Source organism: Thiocystis violascens DSM 198 (assembly GCF_000227745.2).
In the GTDB taxonomy this organism is placed as follows: domain Bacteria; phylum Pseudomonadota; class Gammaproteobacteria; order Chromatiales; family Chromatiaceae; genus Chromatium; species Chromatium violascens.
On record NC_018012.1, the window covers coordinates 263327 to 277343 of the forward strand.

General features: G+C 62.8%; 13 protein-coding genes. 3 read left to right on the forward strand and 10 right to left on the reverse strand.

Annotated elements, in window-relative coordinates:
• The first annotated feature begins 52 nt into the window (after nucleotides 1-52).
• Nucleotides 53-1594, forward strand: coding sequence for an alpha-isopropylmalate synthase regulatory domain-containing protein (locus tag THIVI_RS01215; protein WP_014776827.1), 1542 nt, complete (start codon nucleotides 53-55; stop codon nucleotides 1592-1594).
• A 99-nt stretch (nucleotides 1595-1693) separates the two neighbouring features.
• Here THIVI_RS01215 and THIVI_RS01220 read toward each other — a convergent pair whose 3' ends face one another.
• The 3 genes from THIVI_RS01220 to THIVI_RS01230 are packed head-to-tail and all read right to left on the reverse strand — an operon-like array spanning nucleotide 1694 to nucleotide 3633.
• Nucleotides 1694-2236 carry a lipocalin family protein gene (locus tag THIVI_RS01220; protein ID WP_014776828.1) on the reverse strand — a complete coding sequence of 181 codons (543 nt, stop codon included), beginning with the start codon at nucleotides 2234-2236 and terminating at the stop codon, nucleotides 1694-1696.
• 46 nt (nucleotides 2237-2282) lie between these two features.
• Nucleotides 2283-3068, reverse strand: coding sequence for a DUF1295 domain-containing protein (locus THIVI_RS01225; protein ID WP_014776829.1), 786 nt, complete (start codon nucleotides 3066-3068; stop codon nucleotides 2283-2285).
• On the reverse strand, nucleotides 3061-3633 hold the full coding sequence (locus THIVI_RS01230) for a DUF2878 domain-containing protein (protein ID WP_014776830.1): 573 nt from the start codon (nucleotides 3631-3633) through the stop codon (nucleotides 3061-3063). Before THIVI_RS01230 ends, THIVI_RS01225 begins: the two co-directional genes overlap by 8 nt.
• A 269-nt stretch (nucleotides 3634-3902) precedes the next feature.
• Between THIVI_RS01230 and THIVI_RS01235 the strand changes: the two genes are divergently transcribed.
• Nucleotides 3903-4580: a YiaD family glycine zipper/OmpA-like lipoprotein gene (locus THIVI_RS01235; protein ID WP_014776832.1), complete on the forward strand. Its 678-nt coding sequence runs from the start codon at nucleotides 3903-3905 to the stop codon at nucleotides 4578-4580.
• A 141-nt stretch (nucleotides 4581-4721) separates the two neighbouring features.
• Here the strand turns inward: THIVI_RS01235 and cydX are convergent, their stop codons facing one another.
• From cydX to THIVI_RS01265, 6 genes are all read right to left on the reverse strand, one after another.
• On the reverse strand, nucleotides 4722-4838 hold the full coding sequence (gene cydX, locus THIVI_RS23245) for a cytochrome bd-I oxidase subunit CydX (RefSeq protein WP_014776833.1): 117 nt from the start codon (nucleotides 4836-4838) through the stop codon (nucleotides 4722-4724).
• 103 nt (nucleotides 4839-4941) lie between these two features.
• The gene (cydB, locus tag THIVI_RS01245) at nucleotides 4942-6084 is read right to left on the reverse strand and encodes a cytochrome d ubiquinol oxidase subunit II (RefSeq protein ID WP_014776834.1); all 1143 of its coding nucleotides are present in this window, start codon (nucleotides 6082-6084) and stop codon (nucleotides 4942-4944) included.
• Between the two features lie 17 nt (nucleotides 6085-6101).
• A complete protein-coding gene (locus tag THIVI_RS01250; RefSeq protein ID WP_014776835.1) occupies nucleotides 6102-7706 on the reverse strand; it encodes a cytochrome ubiquinol oxidase subunit I in 1605 nt (534 codons plus the stop codon).
• 249 nt (nucleotides 7707-7955) lie between these two features.
• On the reverse strand, nucleotides 7956-8351 hold the full coding sequence (locus tag THIVI_RS01255; protein WP_014776836.1) for a NifB/NifX family molybdenum-iron cluster-binding protein: 396 nt from the start codon (nucleotides 8349-8351) through the stop codon (nucleotides 7956-7958).
• A gap of 32 nt (nucleotides 8352-8383) precedes the next feature.
• Nucleotides 8384-8791: a DUF6858 family protein gene (locus THIVI_RS01260; RefSeq protein ID WP_014776837.1), complete on the reverse strand. Its 408-nt coding sequence runs from the start codon at nucleotides 8789-8791 to the stop codon at nucleotides 8384-8386.
• Nucleotides 8792-8959: 168 nt separating this feature from the next.
• Nucleotides 8960-9667 carry a Crp/Fnr family transcriptional regulator gene (locus tag THIVI_RS01265; protein ID WP_014776838.1) on the reverse strand — a complete coding sequence of 236 codons (708 nt, stop codon included), beginning with the start codon at nucleotides 9665-9667 and terminating at the stop codon, nucleotides 8960-8962.
• A gap of 187 nt (nucleotides 9668-9854) precedes the next feature.
• On the opposite strand from THIVI_RS01265, the gene THIVI_RS01270 reads away from it, so the two are divergent.
• Nucleotides 9855-11759 (forward strand): ATP-binding cassette domain-containing protein, encoded by a 1905-nt coding sequence (locus THIVI_RS01270; RefSeq protein ID WP_014776839.1) that lies wholly within the window; start codon nucleotides 9855-9857, stop codon nucleotides 11757-11759.
• Between the two features lie 145 nt (nucleotides 11760-11904).
• Here the strand turns inward: THIVI_RS01270 and THIVI_RS01275 are convergent, their stop codons facing one another.
• A complete protein-coding gene (locus THIVI_RS01275; RefSeq protein WP_014776840.1) occupies nucleotides 11905-13998 on the reverse strand; it encodes a PTS sugar transporter subunit IIBC in 2094 nt (697 codons plus the stop codon).
• Nucleotides 13999-14017 lie beyond the last annotated feature (19 nt).

A 14017-nucleotide genomic window follows, 5' to 3' on the forward strand; every position in this document is an offset into this window, starting at 1 on the left:
CGCGCTAGGCGCGGTTTAATTGTCCACACTGTTTTTCAATGAGATCGCTGTTATGACCGAGACTGGCCGCTACGTGCGCATTCTGGATACGACGCTACGCGACGGCGAGCAGACTCAGGGCGTGTCTTTTTCGCCGGACGAGAAGGTCAATATCGCCAAGGCGTTGCTGGAACTGGTGCGGGTCGACCGCATCGAGGTGGCCTCGGCGCGCGTGTCCTCCGGCGAGGCCGACGCGGTGTCGCGGATCGTCCAGTGGGCCGAGGAGCGCGGGCTGGCGGAGCGCGTCGAGGTGTTGGGATTCGTCGATCACGGCATCAGCGTCGACTGGATCCAGGGCGCCGGCGGGCGGGTCATCAACCTGCTCGCCAAGGGGAGCGAAAAGCACTGCCACGGTCAGTTGGGCAAGACGCTCGACGGGCATGTCGCCGACGTGCGCGAGACCATCGCGCTGGCGCTGGACCGCGGGCTGGCCGTCAACCTCTATCTGGAGGACTGGTCCAACGGCTACCGCGATTGTCCGGCCTATGTCTTCGAGTTGGTCGAGCGGCTCGCCGAGTGCGGGATCGGTCACTTCATGCTGCCGGATACGCTCGGTGTCATGACCCCGGAGCGGGTGTTCGCCGCGATCTCGGACATGGTCGGGCGTTTTCCCGCTCTGCACTTCGACTTCCATCCGCACAACGATTATGGACTCGCCACCGCCAACGTGCTCGCCGCGGCCCAGGCGGGCGCGGCGGCGGTGCACTGCACGGTCAATTGTCTGGGCGAGCGCGCCGGCAATGCCTCGCTGGCCGAGGTCGCGGTCAATCTGCGCGACCAACTCGGGTTCGAGATCGGGGTCGACGAGACCCATCTGGCGCGGGTCAGCGAACTGGTCGAATATTTTTCCGGCAAGCGAATCGCCGACAACGCCCCCATCGTCGGCGCCGATGTTTTCACCCAGACCGCTGGCATTCATGCCGATGGCGACAAAAAGGGCAGTCTCTATCACAGCCGGCTGTCGCCCGAGCGCTTCGCCCGGCGGCGTAACTACGCACTCGGCAAACTGGCCGGCAAGGCATCGCTCGCCAAGAATCTGGAACGCCTCGATATCGAATTGTCGGACGACAATCAGCGCAAGGTGCTCAAGCGTATCGTCGAACTGGGCGACTCCAAAAAGAGCATCACCACCGAGGATCTGCCCTTCATCATCGCCGAGGTGCTGGAGAGTCAAGACTACAACCATGCCGAACTGCTGGCCTGTTCGGTGGCCTCGACCCTGGATCTGGAATCGACCGCGAGTATCCGGCTGCGTCTGGACGACGAGATCTATACCGCCGTCGGTAGCGGCAATGGTGGCTTCGACGCCTTCGTGAGTGCGCTGGCGAAGGTCGTAAAACGGCGCGGTCTGAGCCTTCCGTCGCTGGCGAACTACGAGGTGCGGATTCCTCGGGGCGGGCGTACCGATGCCTTGACCGAATGCAGCATTACCTGGGACACCGGGCAGGGCGAGCTGCGCACCCGCGGCGTCCATGCCAATCAGGTGTTCGCCGCCATCGCGGCGACGCTACGGATGTTGAACATTCTGATGCATCGGGCGATGAATCCGCGTTAAACCGCGTACAGCGCGATATGCGTAATTTCCAGTTTGTGTTTGGCTCTGGGAATTTCACCAGCCTCAGTGGAGACGCGGTTTAAATCACTTCTATCCTGTTTATCCCGAACGCGGTTGATGGGGCACTTTCTCGATTTTCCCGGTGTCATAGCCGAGTTTGCCGATGAAATCGACGATCTCGGCGTATTTGTCGTCGGGAATCCGGGGCTGTCGGGCCATGATCCAGACATAATCGCGTTTGGCGCGGGCGATGACGGTGATGCTGTTGTCCGGTTCCAACCAGACGATGCGGTAATCCGCCTTGAAGGGCCAGATGAATTGCATTCCCCAGAGCGCATTGGATGAGGTATCGCGCACGAACCCGGTGGGATGATAGGTTTTCACCGGACCATCGAAGGCATCCTGATTGAACCGGAAGGTCGTTGCGATCGATCCGTCGTCATTCAGGGCATAGGATTCGACGGCATTGTGGGCGCCCTTCTCGATGAAGGTCGGGATGTTGGCGATGACATACCAGTCGCCCATGAAGCTTGCGAGATCGACGTGACTGACCGTCTTCATTGGTGAACCCCCTTCCTCGGTACAGGCGCTCGTCAGGGCGAGCAGAAATGCGACGATGGTTAGTGCCAGGATGCGTTGCATCGCAATCCTCCGGTTGAGACATGAAAAACCGCTATTCGGCCAGGGCTCAACCTTCGCTGGAGCGCCGGGGCGGCCCAGGAAAGAAGGCGTTGGTACGCTCGATGTAGCTCCGGTAGGCGGGTCGGCGTTCCTGGATGTCTTTCTCCAGCAGCGAGACGCCAGAGACCCGCAGCAGCAAAAAGGTCATGAGGATGGGCGCGAGGATGGACCACCAGCCGCCCGCGGCCAGCGCGAAGAGAAAAAATCCCCACCAGATGCAGGCTTCGCCGAAATAGTTCGGGTGACGGGTATAGCGCCAGAGCCCCAAATCCATGACTTGTCCCCGGTTCTCGGGACGCGCTTTGAAATCGGCGAGTTGTCGGTCGCCCACCGCTTCGAAGAAGAAACCGACCAGCCAGAGCGCCAGGGCCACGGCATCGAGCCAGCCCAGCGGCGACTGCCCAAGCAGGGCGGCCAGCAGCGGCAGCGAAATCACCCAGGCCAGCAGCGCCTGAAGACCGAAGACGATATAACTGCTTTTCCACCAGAAACCGGGTTCGTGATCGGCGCGGATCGCCCGATAACGTCGATCCTCGCCATGGCCGTGGTTGCGGCGGGTAATGTAGGCGCTCAAGCGGATCGCCCAAATCGCGATCAAGGCAAAGACCAGCAGCGCGCGTGCTCCCCACGCGGGGGCAAGCAGCAGATAGATCCCGCCCATCAACAGAAAAAACAGCGACCAGAGCGAGTCGACGATGCTGACATCCTTCAGCGGGAGGCTCGCGATCCAGCCGCCAAGCCCAAGCGTCAGGGCCGCGGCCAGGCCGAGGCTGTAGATCTGGAGATCAAACATGCCGGCATGCTCCATCAAGGTTCGAGGCTTCGGAGGGACCGGGTTCTGACCGGTCAACATCATCGATCTTCTTCGCAATCCAGACGGACAGCGGCATCAGGAACGACCAGCCGCCGGCCAGCACGGCCATGCCGACGAAGACATCTGGAAACTGTACCCCGCCCAGTTTGTGGCCGGCGTAGTAGGCCAGCGGACCGCCCACGGCACCGAGTACGGTCGCGAGAAACCAGCGGTCTTTCAGCCAGCCCAGCGAGACGTTCAGGGTCGTCGCGAAGGCGATCCACATGGCAATGATCCAGACTGGCGCGAGCCAGGGCAGAAGCATGCCGGAGGGATAGTCGAGGAATCCGAGGCGGACCAGCAGGCTGTCCCAGCCGGCGCCCAGGAGACCGATCGTCAGCAGAAGCGCCGACTCTCGCCGGGGATGGCGCGACTGCGACAGGTGCAGCCCCGCCACGAGCGCGACGACGCCGACGCCGATCCAGGGCAGGCCGTTGGCGCCGCCGAGCACGCAGGCGAACCAGCCAATCTGGAAGGCGATCAAGTTCGTGATGATGCGGGTCACTCGGTCTCCTTGGAGAATGTCGGCGCGGTATTCGTCCAATTGATGTCCAGGGTCTCGATATGCAAGGCCCCTGTGAGTCGACGTTGCAACCAAACGGTTCTGGACATTTTGCGGGGATCCGACTTCGCGGGATGCTCTGTTATGATCGGTATCAATACCTAGAGTCAGCCAATCCGCCATCGACAGGGTTTTCGAGCATCGGAGTTTTCCCCATTTTTGTCCGGAGCGGCTGGCGCGCGCTTCACTGTCCATACCGCAAGGAGTCTCGAATGAAAGTAGATTTTTCCAAACGAATTGCTGTCGCGGCAACCGTGGCCGTCATGATTGCCGGTTGTGCTGCCGATGGTTCGGGCATGTCCCAGACCGGCCGGGGCGCGGCCATCGGCACCGCGACCGGCGCCGCCGCTGGGGCGCTCATTGGCTCGCTGGGCGCCAACGCGGGACGCGGCGCCCTGATCGGCGCGGTCGGTGGCGCCTTGATTGGCAGCGCGGTTGGTCATTACATGGAGCAGCAGCATCAGGACTTCCAGAAAGCGCTGGCCGACGAGATTGCCAACGGCATGATTCGGGTGCAGAAATTACCCAACGACGAACTGCTGGTGGGCATGACGGGCGAGACCGCCTTCGAGGTGGATTCGGATCGGATCAAGCCCGGTTTCTACAGCACCATGGACAAGATCGCCGCCATCGTGAACCAGTATGGCAAGACCGAGCTGGCGGTCGCGGGGCATACCGATAGCACCGGATCGGCCCAGCATAATCAGCTTCTGTCGGAGCGCCGCGCGGGATCGGTCGAGAATTATCTCACCGGTTCTGGCGTCTATCAGGAACGCATCGCGTCCGCCGGGTTTGGCATGAACAAGCCGGTCGCGAGCAATTCGACCGAAGCAGGTCGGCGTTTGAATCGCCGGGTCGATATCATCATTGTGCCGATCACGGCGACTTAAGCGGTTTCCAGTAGGGGCGAATTCATTCGCCCCTACAAGGCATCGGTCTGCATCCTGCTCAAGGGGATGGAGATGGGCTGATCGATCCCATAAAAAACGCGGCTCGAAGCCGCGTTTTTTTCTGTCTCGATCAAGGACGGGTCAAGTCGGTTGGTCGTCGTTCGCGCCCATGCACTGCTCGGATTCATACCACATCACGTTGATGATGCCGAAGGCCAATGCCAGAAAGACGCCCAGGAGCCAGGCGAAATACCACATGGAATGTTCCTCTCGATTCGGTCGTCAATAAATTGGCTGACGAGGGTTGGGTGACCGCGCGGTTGCGTGCGACGGCTCGCAACCGCGCGGATCGGTCTGGGCGCTAATACGCCAGATGGTCCTGCGCCCGGATCTCTTCCACCGTGACCCGCCGCCACATCTTGGCGTAGGTCCAGGTGGTGTAGGCGAGAATCAGCGGTACGAAGATCATCGCGGCCCAGAACATGACGGTGAGTGTCAGGTGACTGGAGACGGCGTCCCAGGCGATCAGGCTGCTGTTCGGGTTCGTGCTCGACGGCATGATGAAGGGGAACATGGCCGCGCCCGCGGTCATGATCACGCCGGTCAGGCCCAGACTGCTCGCGACCAGCCCAAGTCCGGGCCGATCGGACATCGACCACAGAACGCCAAGCCCCAGTCCGGCAAATCCCAGCAGCGGGAAAATCAGTGTCCAGGGATGACTGCCATAGTTCGCAAGCCAGGCGCCGGCTTCCTGCACCACCTCCTTGGTCAGCGGGTTCGGGGTTGCGCCCAACTCGGGCATGGAGACCACCCGGAAACCCTCGATACCCAGACTCATCCACACGCCCGCGATGGCAAAGCCGACGATGGTCGCCAGCCCAACCTTCTTGGCCCAGACCTTGGCGCGCGAGGCGATCGGATCGGCGGTGCGCAGTTGCAGCCAGATCGCGCCATGCATGGTCAGCATGCCGAGACTGATCAGCCCGGCAAGCAGGGCAAAAGGATTCAGCAGCCCAAAGAAACCGCCGCTGTAGAAAGGCCGCAGGAAGTTATCCAGATGGAAAGGAACTCCCTGGAGCAGATTGCCGAAGGCGATGCCGAACACCAGCGCGGGTACGGCGCCGCCGACGAACAGACCCCAGTCCCAGGCGTTGCGCCAGCGCTTATCCTCGATCTTGCTGCGGTAGTCGAAGCCGACCGGCCGGAAGAAGAGCGCGAAGAGCGCCAGCAGCATGGCGAAGTAAAAGCCGGAGAAGGCCGCGGCGTAGACCAACGGCCAGGCGGCGAAGATCGCGCCGCCGGCGGTGATCAGCCAGACCTGGTTACCGTCCCAGTGCGGGCCAATGGTATTGATGATGACGCGCCGTTCGTCGTCGGTCTTACCCAGGAACGGCAGCAGCGTGCCGACGCCCATGTCCATGCCGTCGGTGACGGCAAAGCCGATGAAGAGCACGCCAACCAGCACCCACCAGATGAACTTCAGCGTTTCGTAATCAAGAATCATGGTCAATCGCTCCGGGGCTAGTCAGCCTGTTTCTGAGGGGCCGTCGCGGGTGTCATGCCGCCTGCGTGGCCGGTTTCGCACTCGTGATGATAGCGCCCGGTATGTAGCGAGCTGGGTCCCTGACGGGCGAATTTGACCATCAGGAACATCTCGATGATAAAGAGCACGGTATAGAAGAGGAGAAAGCCGGACATGCTGATGATGAGGTCGTTGGCGGTCAGGCTCGACGCGGCGATACTGGTGGGAAGCACCTCGCCGATGGCCCAGGGTTGACGTCCGAACTCGGCAACGAACCAGCCGGTTTCGACCGCGAGCCAGGGCACCGGGATGCTCCACAGGAACAGACGCAGCAGCCAGCGTTTCTCCTGAATCACGCGCTTGGCGTTGTAGTAGAAACCAAGCACCAACAGCAGCAGCATCCAGACGCCGGCCCCGACCATAACCCGGAAGGCCCAGAAGATGGGCGCGACCTCGGGGATGGAATCCTTGACCGCCATCTGGATCTGTTCCTCGGTGGCCTGGGCGGGATTCTCGGTATAGGGCTTCAACAGCAGGCCATAGCCCAGATCGGCTTTATGCTCCTCGAAGCTGGCGCGGTTGCCGGGGGTGTCCTCGCCGCCGCGCAGACGCTCCAGGTATTCATAGGCGACCATGCCGCTGCGGATGCGCACCTCGTGATCGACCATCAGGTCTTTCAGTCCCTTGACCTCGGTGTCGAGCGAGCGGGTGGCGATCAGCCCGAGCAGCCAGGGCACCTTGATGGCGTTATGCGTCTCTTCGTCCTCGTTGCTCGGGTTGCCGTAGATGGTGAAGGCGGCGGGCGCCTTCTCGGTCTCCCATTCGGCCTCGATCGCCGCGAGCTTCACCCGCTGGATGTCGCCCACCTCGTAGCCGGACTCGTCGCCGAGCAGGATGACCGAGAGGATCGATGCCAGTCCGAAACCGACGGCGACCGAGAAGGAGCGCTTGGCGAAAGCCAGATCCCGTCCCTTCAGCATGTACCAGGCGCTGATGCCAAGCACGAACATGGTGGCGGTGACATAGCCGGCGGCGACGGTGTGCACGAATTTGACCTGGGCGACCGGATTCATCAGCAGTTCGCCGAAGCTGGTCATTTCCATGCGCATGGTCTCGAAACTGAATTCGGAGCCGACCGGATTCTGCATCCAGCCGTTGGCGATCAGGATCCAGAGCGCGGAGAGGTTCGAGCCGAAGGCCATCAGGAAGGTGACGGCCAGATGCTGACGTTTGCTCAGACGCTCCCAGCCGAGGAAGAAGAGCCCGATGAAGGTGGACTCCAGGAAGAAGGCCATCAGACCCTCGATGGCCAGCGGGGCGCCGAAGACATCCCCGACATAGTGGCTGTAATAGGCCCAGTTGGTCCCGAACTGGAACTCCATGGTGAGTCCGGTGGTGACGCCGAGCGCAAAATTGATGCCGAAGAGCTTGCCCCAGAACTTGGTCATGTCCCGGTAGATTTCCCGTCCGGTCATGACATAGACGCTTTCCATGATCACCAGGATCCAGGAGAGCCCCAGTGTCAGGGGAACGAACAGGAAGTGATACATCGCGGTACTGGCGAACTGCCATCGCGAGAGTTCAACCATGGCGCTGTCGAGCATGAACGATTCTCCTGATCCAAGCCGTCAAGTAAGAGAGATAAGTCACGATCCGGCGGTGTTTTTGCAGCGCCGAGCCTGTGTTTGGCGCGGCGTCTCGCGCGTTATGCCGGATGTTCCACCGCGAGAGGTTAAGCCATAACGGAGTTGTCAGGAATGACCCGAAGCAAAGTGTAGCGCAGCATCTTTTTATACCCCCATCAAAATGACTCGCATCGTCGGGGTTCCGGGTGGCTGCCGCTCGGGGCGGGATTAATGCGTGTCGGTGGAGAGCGAAATGCGCGGACGGCCAGGTTCGTGGTCATGCTCATGCGGCGCGGCGACGGGCAGCGCTTTCCCCGTCGCGATGGCGTTGACGGCCTCGACCGGGTCGGTGGCGCTGGTCGTGTGCACCCGAATGCCATGACGCGACAGCCGCTGGATGAAGCCCTGACCGGCGCCCTGGGTCACAATGGCATCGAGTTGCAACTCGAACAGCGGATGGTCGTCGCCATGATAGTCGTGCAGCGACAGATCCATGGGTAGATCCAGCCGGTCGATCTCGACCGGGGCGGTCACGCCATCGGCTTCCAGGATGAGAAAGCGTCTGCTCTTGCCGGCGTGGCCGGTGATGGTGCGAAAGTTCTGGCTGGTGACGGCGATGCGCATGGGTGACTCCAGGGCTGAAGGGTTGAAGCGGGTCAGGTCGATGCCGGCGGTCGGTCGCAGAGTCCAAGCGCCCAATCCTCCATGGCGGCGTTCACGACCGGCATGGGGGCTTCCAGAAAGGTAATCAGGAAACCCTGAACGGTCTCGGCGACGCCGATGGATCTCGGACGGTCGGCAAGCAGATGCGGATTCGGCAGTGCGATTCCCAGACAGAAGACGACATTCTTGGCGGCGAGGATTCCCTCGCCGATATGGCCTTCCGGCAGGGATCTGGTGTGCGCGTAATGGTCGAACTCGGCGATGAACTGCGCCCCGCGATGCAACTCGATACAGTCCCGGAAATACGCGCAGATCGCGTCGACCGAATCGAAACGGGTCTCCTCGCGCTCGATCTCCAGGGTGAACAGCGGGTATTCCGCGAGCGTGAGGGTTTGTTTCATGACGATCTCCATCGACAACGATTGGATTCTGGCGGTTACCTCGTTCCTGCCGCCGGTCGCATTGGATGGGAGCGCGGCCGTGAGCGACACAACAGGCGGAGAGTACGAGTTGTTTCGACGCGCGGCATTGAAATCAGTCAAACTGGAAATCCCGGAGACGGGTTGGCTTCAATCCTCGGCAATGCGGCGCAGATTGGGGATGTCGAGCAAAAACAGGTTAGGCGCGGTTTCGACCAGCAGACTCTGACGCTTGAATTCGGCGATGGTGCGGCTGGTGGTTTCGGTGGTCACGCCGAGCATGGCGCCCATGTCCTCGCGGCTGAAGAGGTTGCACTCACTGGTTTCGCGATCCAGCACCAGGCGCAGCAGTAGACGCGCGACCCGCTGGCGCGCCGCGCCGGTGGAGAGTTCGGTCAGCCAGGCATCGGCCTCGGTCAAGGCACGTTGCCAGCGTGTCATGAGTTCGTGATGCAGGTCCGGGTTTTCGCGTCCCAGGTCGCGCACGAGCCGCGCCGGAAAGCGGCAGACTTCGGTGACATGCAGCGCGATGGCGTCATGGTGGTAGGCATCGTCAAGGATGGCCTCAAGGCCCAGCACGTCGGTCGCGCGGACAATCCGCACGATGCGCTGGCTCCCGTCCGGCAGATACTGGACCAGCTTCAGTGCGCCGGCGCGGACCGTGAACATGTGGTCGCCGGTGTCGCCGGCACGGTAGAGGCTCGTCCCGGGCCTCAGCGTGAACTGGTCGATGGGATCGTGAATGCGCTCGAAGTCGGATTCCTTGAGCCCAGCAAAGAGAACCGACGTTCGGAGCGAACAGTTTTGGCAGTTTGCCTCGCCGGACCAGGCATCCCGTAATGTCACACTTTTCGCCATCGGGTTAAGGTCATTCCTGAAAAACCAAGTCTGCCTGCGGGCACCTAAGGTGCGGGATGCCCTATTTGCCGGACCAAGCGTACAAAGAAACAATTATCATCGCCTTATTGCGAAATCGCAAATCAAATGCCCCGCCGTTCGGACGCAACCGGATGGCGTCGCTCGTGCTCAACCTTCAGGAAACCCGATGCCACTGCTCAATCTCGATTCGATCTCTCTCTCCTATGGCCAGCCGCCGCTGCTGGAGGATGTCACCTTGACCATCGACCGGGGCGAGCGGATCTGTCTGATCGGCCGCAACGGTGCCGGCAAGTCCACGCTGCTGCGGATCATCGCCGGCGAGGCGCAGGCCGACAGCGGCCAGGTCCGGGTCGTGCAGGGCGTGACCATCGCCAAGCTGGCCCAGGAGATTCCGCGCGAACAGACTAACGCCACGGTCTTCGAGGTGGTCGCGGATGGACTGGGCGACCTTGGCGGTTTGGTGCAGGAATATTTCAGGCTGTCCCATGGTCTCGGCGCCAGTGCCAGCGAGGGCGAACTCGACCGCTTGGCGCGCGTTCAGCAGCAGTTGGAGGATCGCAACGGCTGGGAGATCGAGCGGCGCACCGAGCGGGTGATCACGCGGCTCGGACTGGATGCCGAGGCCCAGTTCCAGTCGCTCTCGGGCGGCCTTCAACGCCGTGTGCTGCTGGCCCGCGCGCTTGTCATCGAGCCCGATCTGCTGCTGCTCGACGAGCCGACCAACCATCTGGATATCGAATCCATCAATTGGCTCGAAGAGTTTCTGCTGGATTTTCCCGGCTCGCTGTTGTTCGTCACCCATGACCGGCGCTTTCTGCAACGGGTCGCGACCCGGATTCTGGAAATCGATCGCGGGCGCATCACCGACTGGCCCGGCGACTACGCCAACTATCTGCGCCGCCGCGAAGAGCGTCTGCACGCCGAGTCGATCGCGGTCGAGCAATTCGACCGCAAACTGGCCGAGGAGGAGGTGTGGATCCGTCAGGGCGTCAAGGCGCGACGGACCCGCAACGAAGGCCGGGTGCGCGCGCTCAAGGCGCTGCGCGAGGAACGGCGCGAGCGGCGCGAGCAGCAGGGCACCGCGCGCCTGCGTGTGAGCGACGCGGAGCGCTCGGGCAAGTTGGTGGTGGAGGCCGAGGGCGTCACCTACGGCTGGGGCGAGCGCCCGGTCATCCGCGATTTCAGCACCCTGATTCTGCGCGGCGACAAGATCGGTATCATCGGACCCAATGGGGTAGGCAAGAGCACCCTGCTCAAGCTGCTGCTGGGCGATCTGGAGCCCCAAGGCGGACGCATCCAGCGCGGCACCAATCTCCAGGTGGCCTATTTCGACCAACTGCGCGCCCAGCTCGATCTGGAAAAGAGCGTTCAGGACAACGTGGCCGGCGGCAGCGATCAGATCGAGATCGACGGCCAGTCGCGGCATGTCCTTTCGTATCTTAAGGATTTCCTCTTCACGCCCGAGCGCGCGCGCCAGCCGGTCAAGGCATTGTCCGGCGGCGAGCGCAATCGACTGCTGCTGGCCAAGCTCTTCACCCGCCCGGCCAATCTGCTGGTGCTCGACGAGCCGACCAACGATCTCGACACCGAGACGCTCGAACTGCTGGAGGAACTGCTGGTGCAATTCGCCGGCACCCTCCTGCTGGTCAGCCATGACCGCGTCATGCTGGACAATGTCGTCACCAGCACCCTGGTGTTCGAGGGCGACGGGCGGGTGAACGATTACGTCGGCGGTTACGAGGACTGGCTGCGCCAGCGTCCAGTCCCGGTTGCCTCCGCCCGACCCGCCGAGACCAAGCCGAAACCCGCGGAATCCGGCCCGGAGACCGCCAAATCCAAGCGCGGCGCGGACAAGTTGAGTTTCAAGGAGACCCGCGAACTGGCCGAACTGCCGGCGCGCATCGAGTCGCTGGAGCAGGAACAGTCGGCTTTGCACACGCGGATGGCCGATCCCGCGCTCTATCAGACGGACGGGGGCGAGGTCGCGAAGGTCAAGACCCGGCTGGAGGTCGTGGACGCGGCGCTGGAGGATGCCTACGCGCGCTGGGAGACGCTGGAGGCACGGCGTTAGATCTCGCCGAAGTTCCAATCACCGTTCACTCGCGACACCGCAGAGCGGTATCGCGAGATTCATACTGAAATTTAGGCGCGACTGTACTAACCGAACAGCCACGGCACCCGCCGACGCTGGCAACGACGGGTGCCGGGTGTCCGAATCACCCGGCCATCGCCGCCTTCATCTCCGCCGCATACTGATCGGCATTCAATCCGACCAGCAGATGCAGGACATTGTCCGGCAACCGGAGGATGCCCTGGACACCCGCCGCCGCCAGGGCCGGCTCGTCGAGCTTCGCGCCGTCGCCGACCGTGACCCGCACGCGGGTCTCGGCGCAGGACTCGGCCAACTGGACGTTCTCGCGCCCGCCCAGTCCAGCCAGGATGGCGCGGGCGTTTTGCGGTGCCAGGGGATCGCGATGGCGCGGCTTGAGGTCATCGCTCTTGTAGCGCACCCGAGGCGCGGCGGCGCCCTCCGGTAGCTCGGCCTCGGGTCCGGCGGTGCTCAGATATTCCTCCATGTCGGTCTTCAGATTGTCCGATTTGGGTCCGAAGATGGCCTGGAGATTATTGCCGACCGTGACCACGCCGGCGGCGCCCAGCGCCTTGAGCTTGTCCGGGTTGGCCTTGCCCATGTCGGCGACCTCCACCCGCAGTCGCGTGATACAGGCGTCGAGTCCCAGGATGTTGCTCTTGCCGCCGAAGCCAAGCACCAGTTCCTTGGTGAAGTCGTCCGCGATGACGGACTTGATATCGGCCATCTCCGGGGTTTCCGTCTCGCGCCCCGGCGTCTTGAGATCGAGCTTCAGGATCAGCACGCGGAAGCTGACATAGTAGACGGCCGCGAAGATCGGACCCAGGATCAGCACCACCCAGGGCCGGATGTCGTTGACGTAGTAGAGCGCGTAGTCGATGAAGCCGTGGCTGAAGCTGTATCCCAGACGGGCGTCGAGCAGATAGGTGATGAGATAGGCCACGCCCACCAGCACGGCATGGACCGCGTACAGCAGCGGCGCGACGAACAGGAAGGCGAACTCCAGCGGCTCGGTGATGCCGGTCAGAAAGGCGGTCAGCGCGGCGGAGCCCATGATGCCGGCGACCCGCGCCTTGTTCTCGGGCTTGGCGCTCCGGTAGATGGCGAAGGCGGCGGCGGGCAGACCGAACATCTTGAAGACGAAACCGCCGCCCAGGATGGCCGCCTCGTAGTCGCCCGCGAAAAAGCGGCTGATGACCCCGTGGACGGTCTTGCCGGTCTCCGGATCGACATAGGTGCCCACCTCGAAGAAGAAGGGGACGTTCCAGATGTGATGCAGGCCGAAGGGCAACAGCATGCGCTCCACCACGCCGTAGATGGTGACCGCCGCCGCCGGATTGCCGTAGGCCGCCCAGTCGCCAAAGTCGCGGATGCCCGCCCCGATCGGCGGCCAGATGACGGCGAGCACCGCCGCCAGCCCGATGGCCGCGAAGGAGACGACGATCGGCACGAAGCGCTTGCCAGCGAAGAATCCGAGGTAGGGCGGCAGCGAGATACGGTAGTAGCGGTTGAACAGATAGGCCGCGATCAGCCCGATGAGGATGCCGCCGAAGACACCGGTGTCGATGGACTCGATGCCGAAGATCTTCTTGATCTCGGCGCGGCTCTTGGCCGGCGGAAAGGTGACCATCTCGCCCTGGCCCGCGTCATAGACCGCGATGGCGCCCTGCTCACCCGCGCCCTCACCCGCGCCAGACTGGAGTGCGAACGGCACGCTCGCGCCGTCGCAGACCAGCGTCTCGTCCTTGACCTCGTCGGCCCTGAGTTTCTCCAGCGTTCGTCCATCCTTGTCGAGACACTGGAAGCGCGCCCGCGCGCTGTCGTACTCGACATAGATCGCCTTGCCCGCCTCGCCGCTGATCCGCAACGGTTCGACGGGGGCCGTCAGACCGATGAATTGCAGACCGATGACGCCCAGCGCCGCCAGCATGACGAAATAACCGACGGTGGCCGCGAGCGCCGCCACGCCGTCGTTCTTGGTGAAGCCCAGAACCACGCCGATGGCGAAGATCAACGGCAGGATCATGAAGATGGCGTCGCCGGAGGCGGACATGACCCGCCCGATCTCGGCGAGCCAGGGGGGGCCGGCCTCGCGGGCGATGGAGGCCCCGACGCCGAGCAGGATGCCGGCGACCGGCAGCACCGACACCGGCAGCATCAGTGCCTTGCCGATCTTTTGCAGACCGCCGAAGGTATTGCCCCAAACGGATGAAATGCTCATGGTTGCGTCTCCCGTGGTC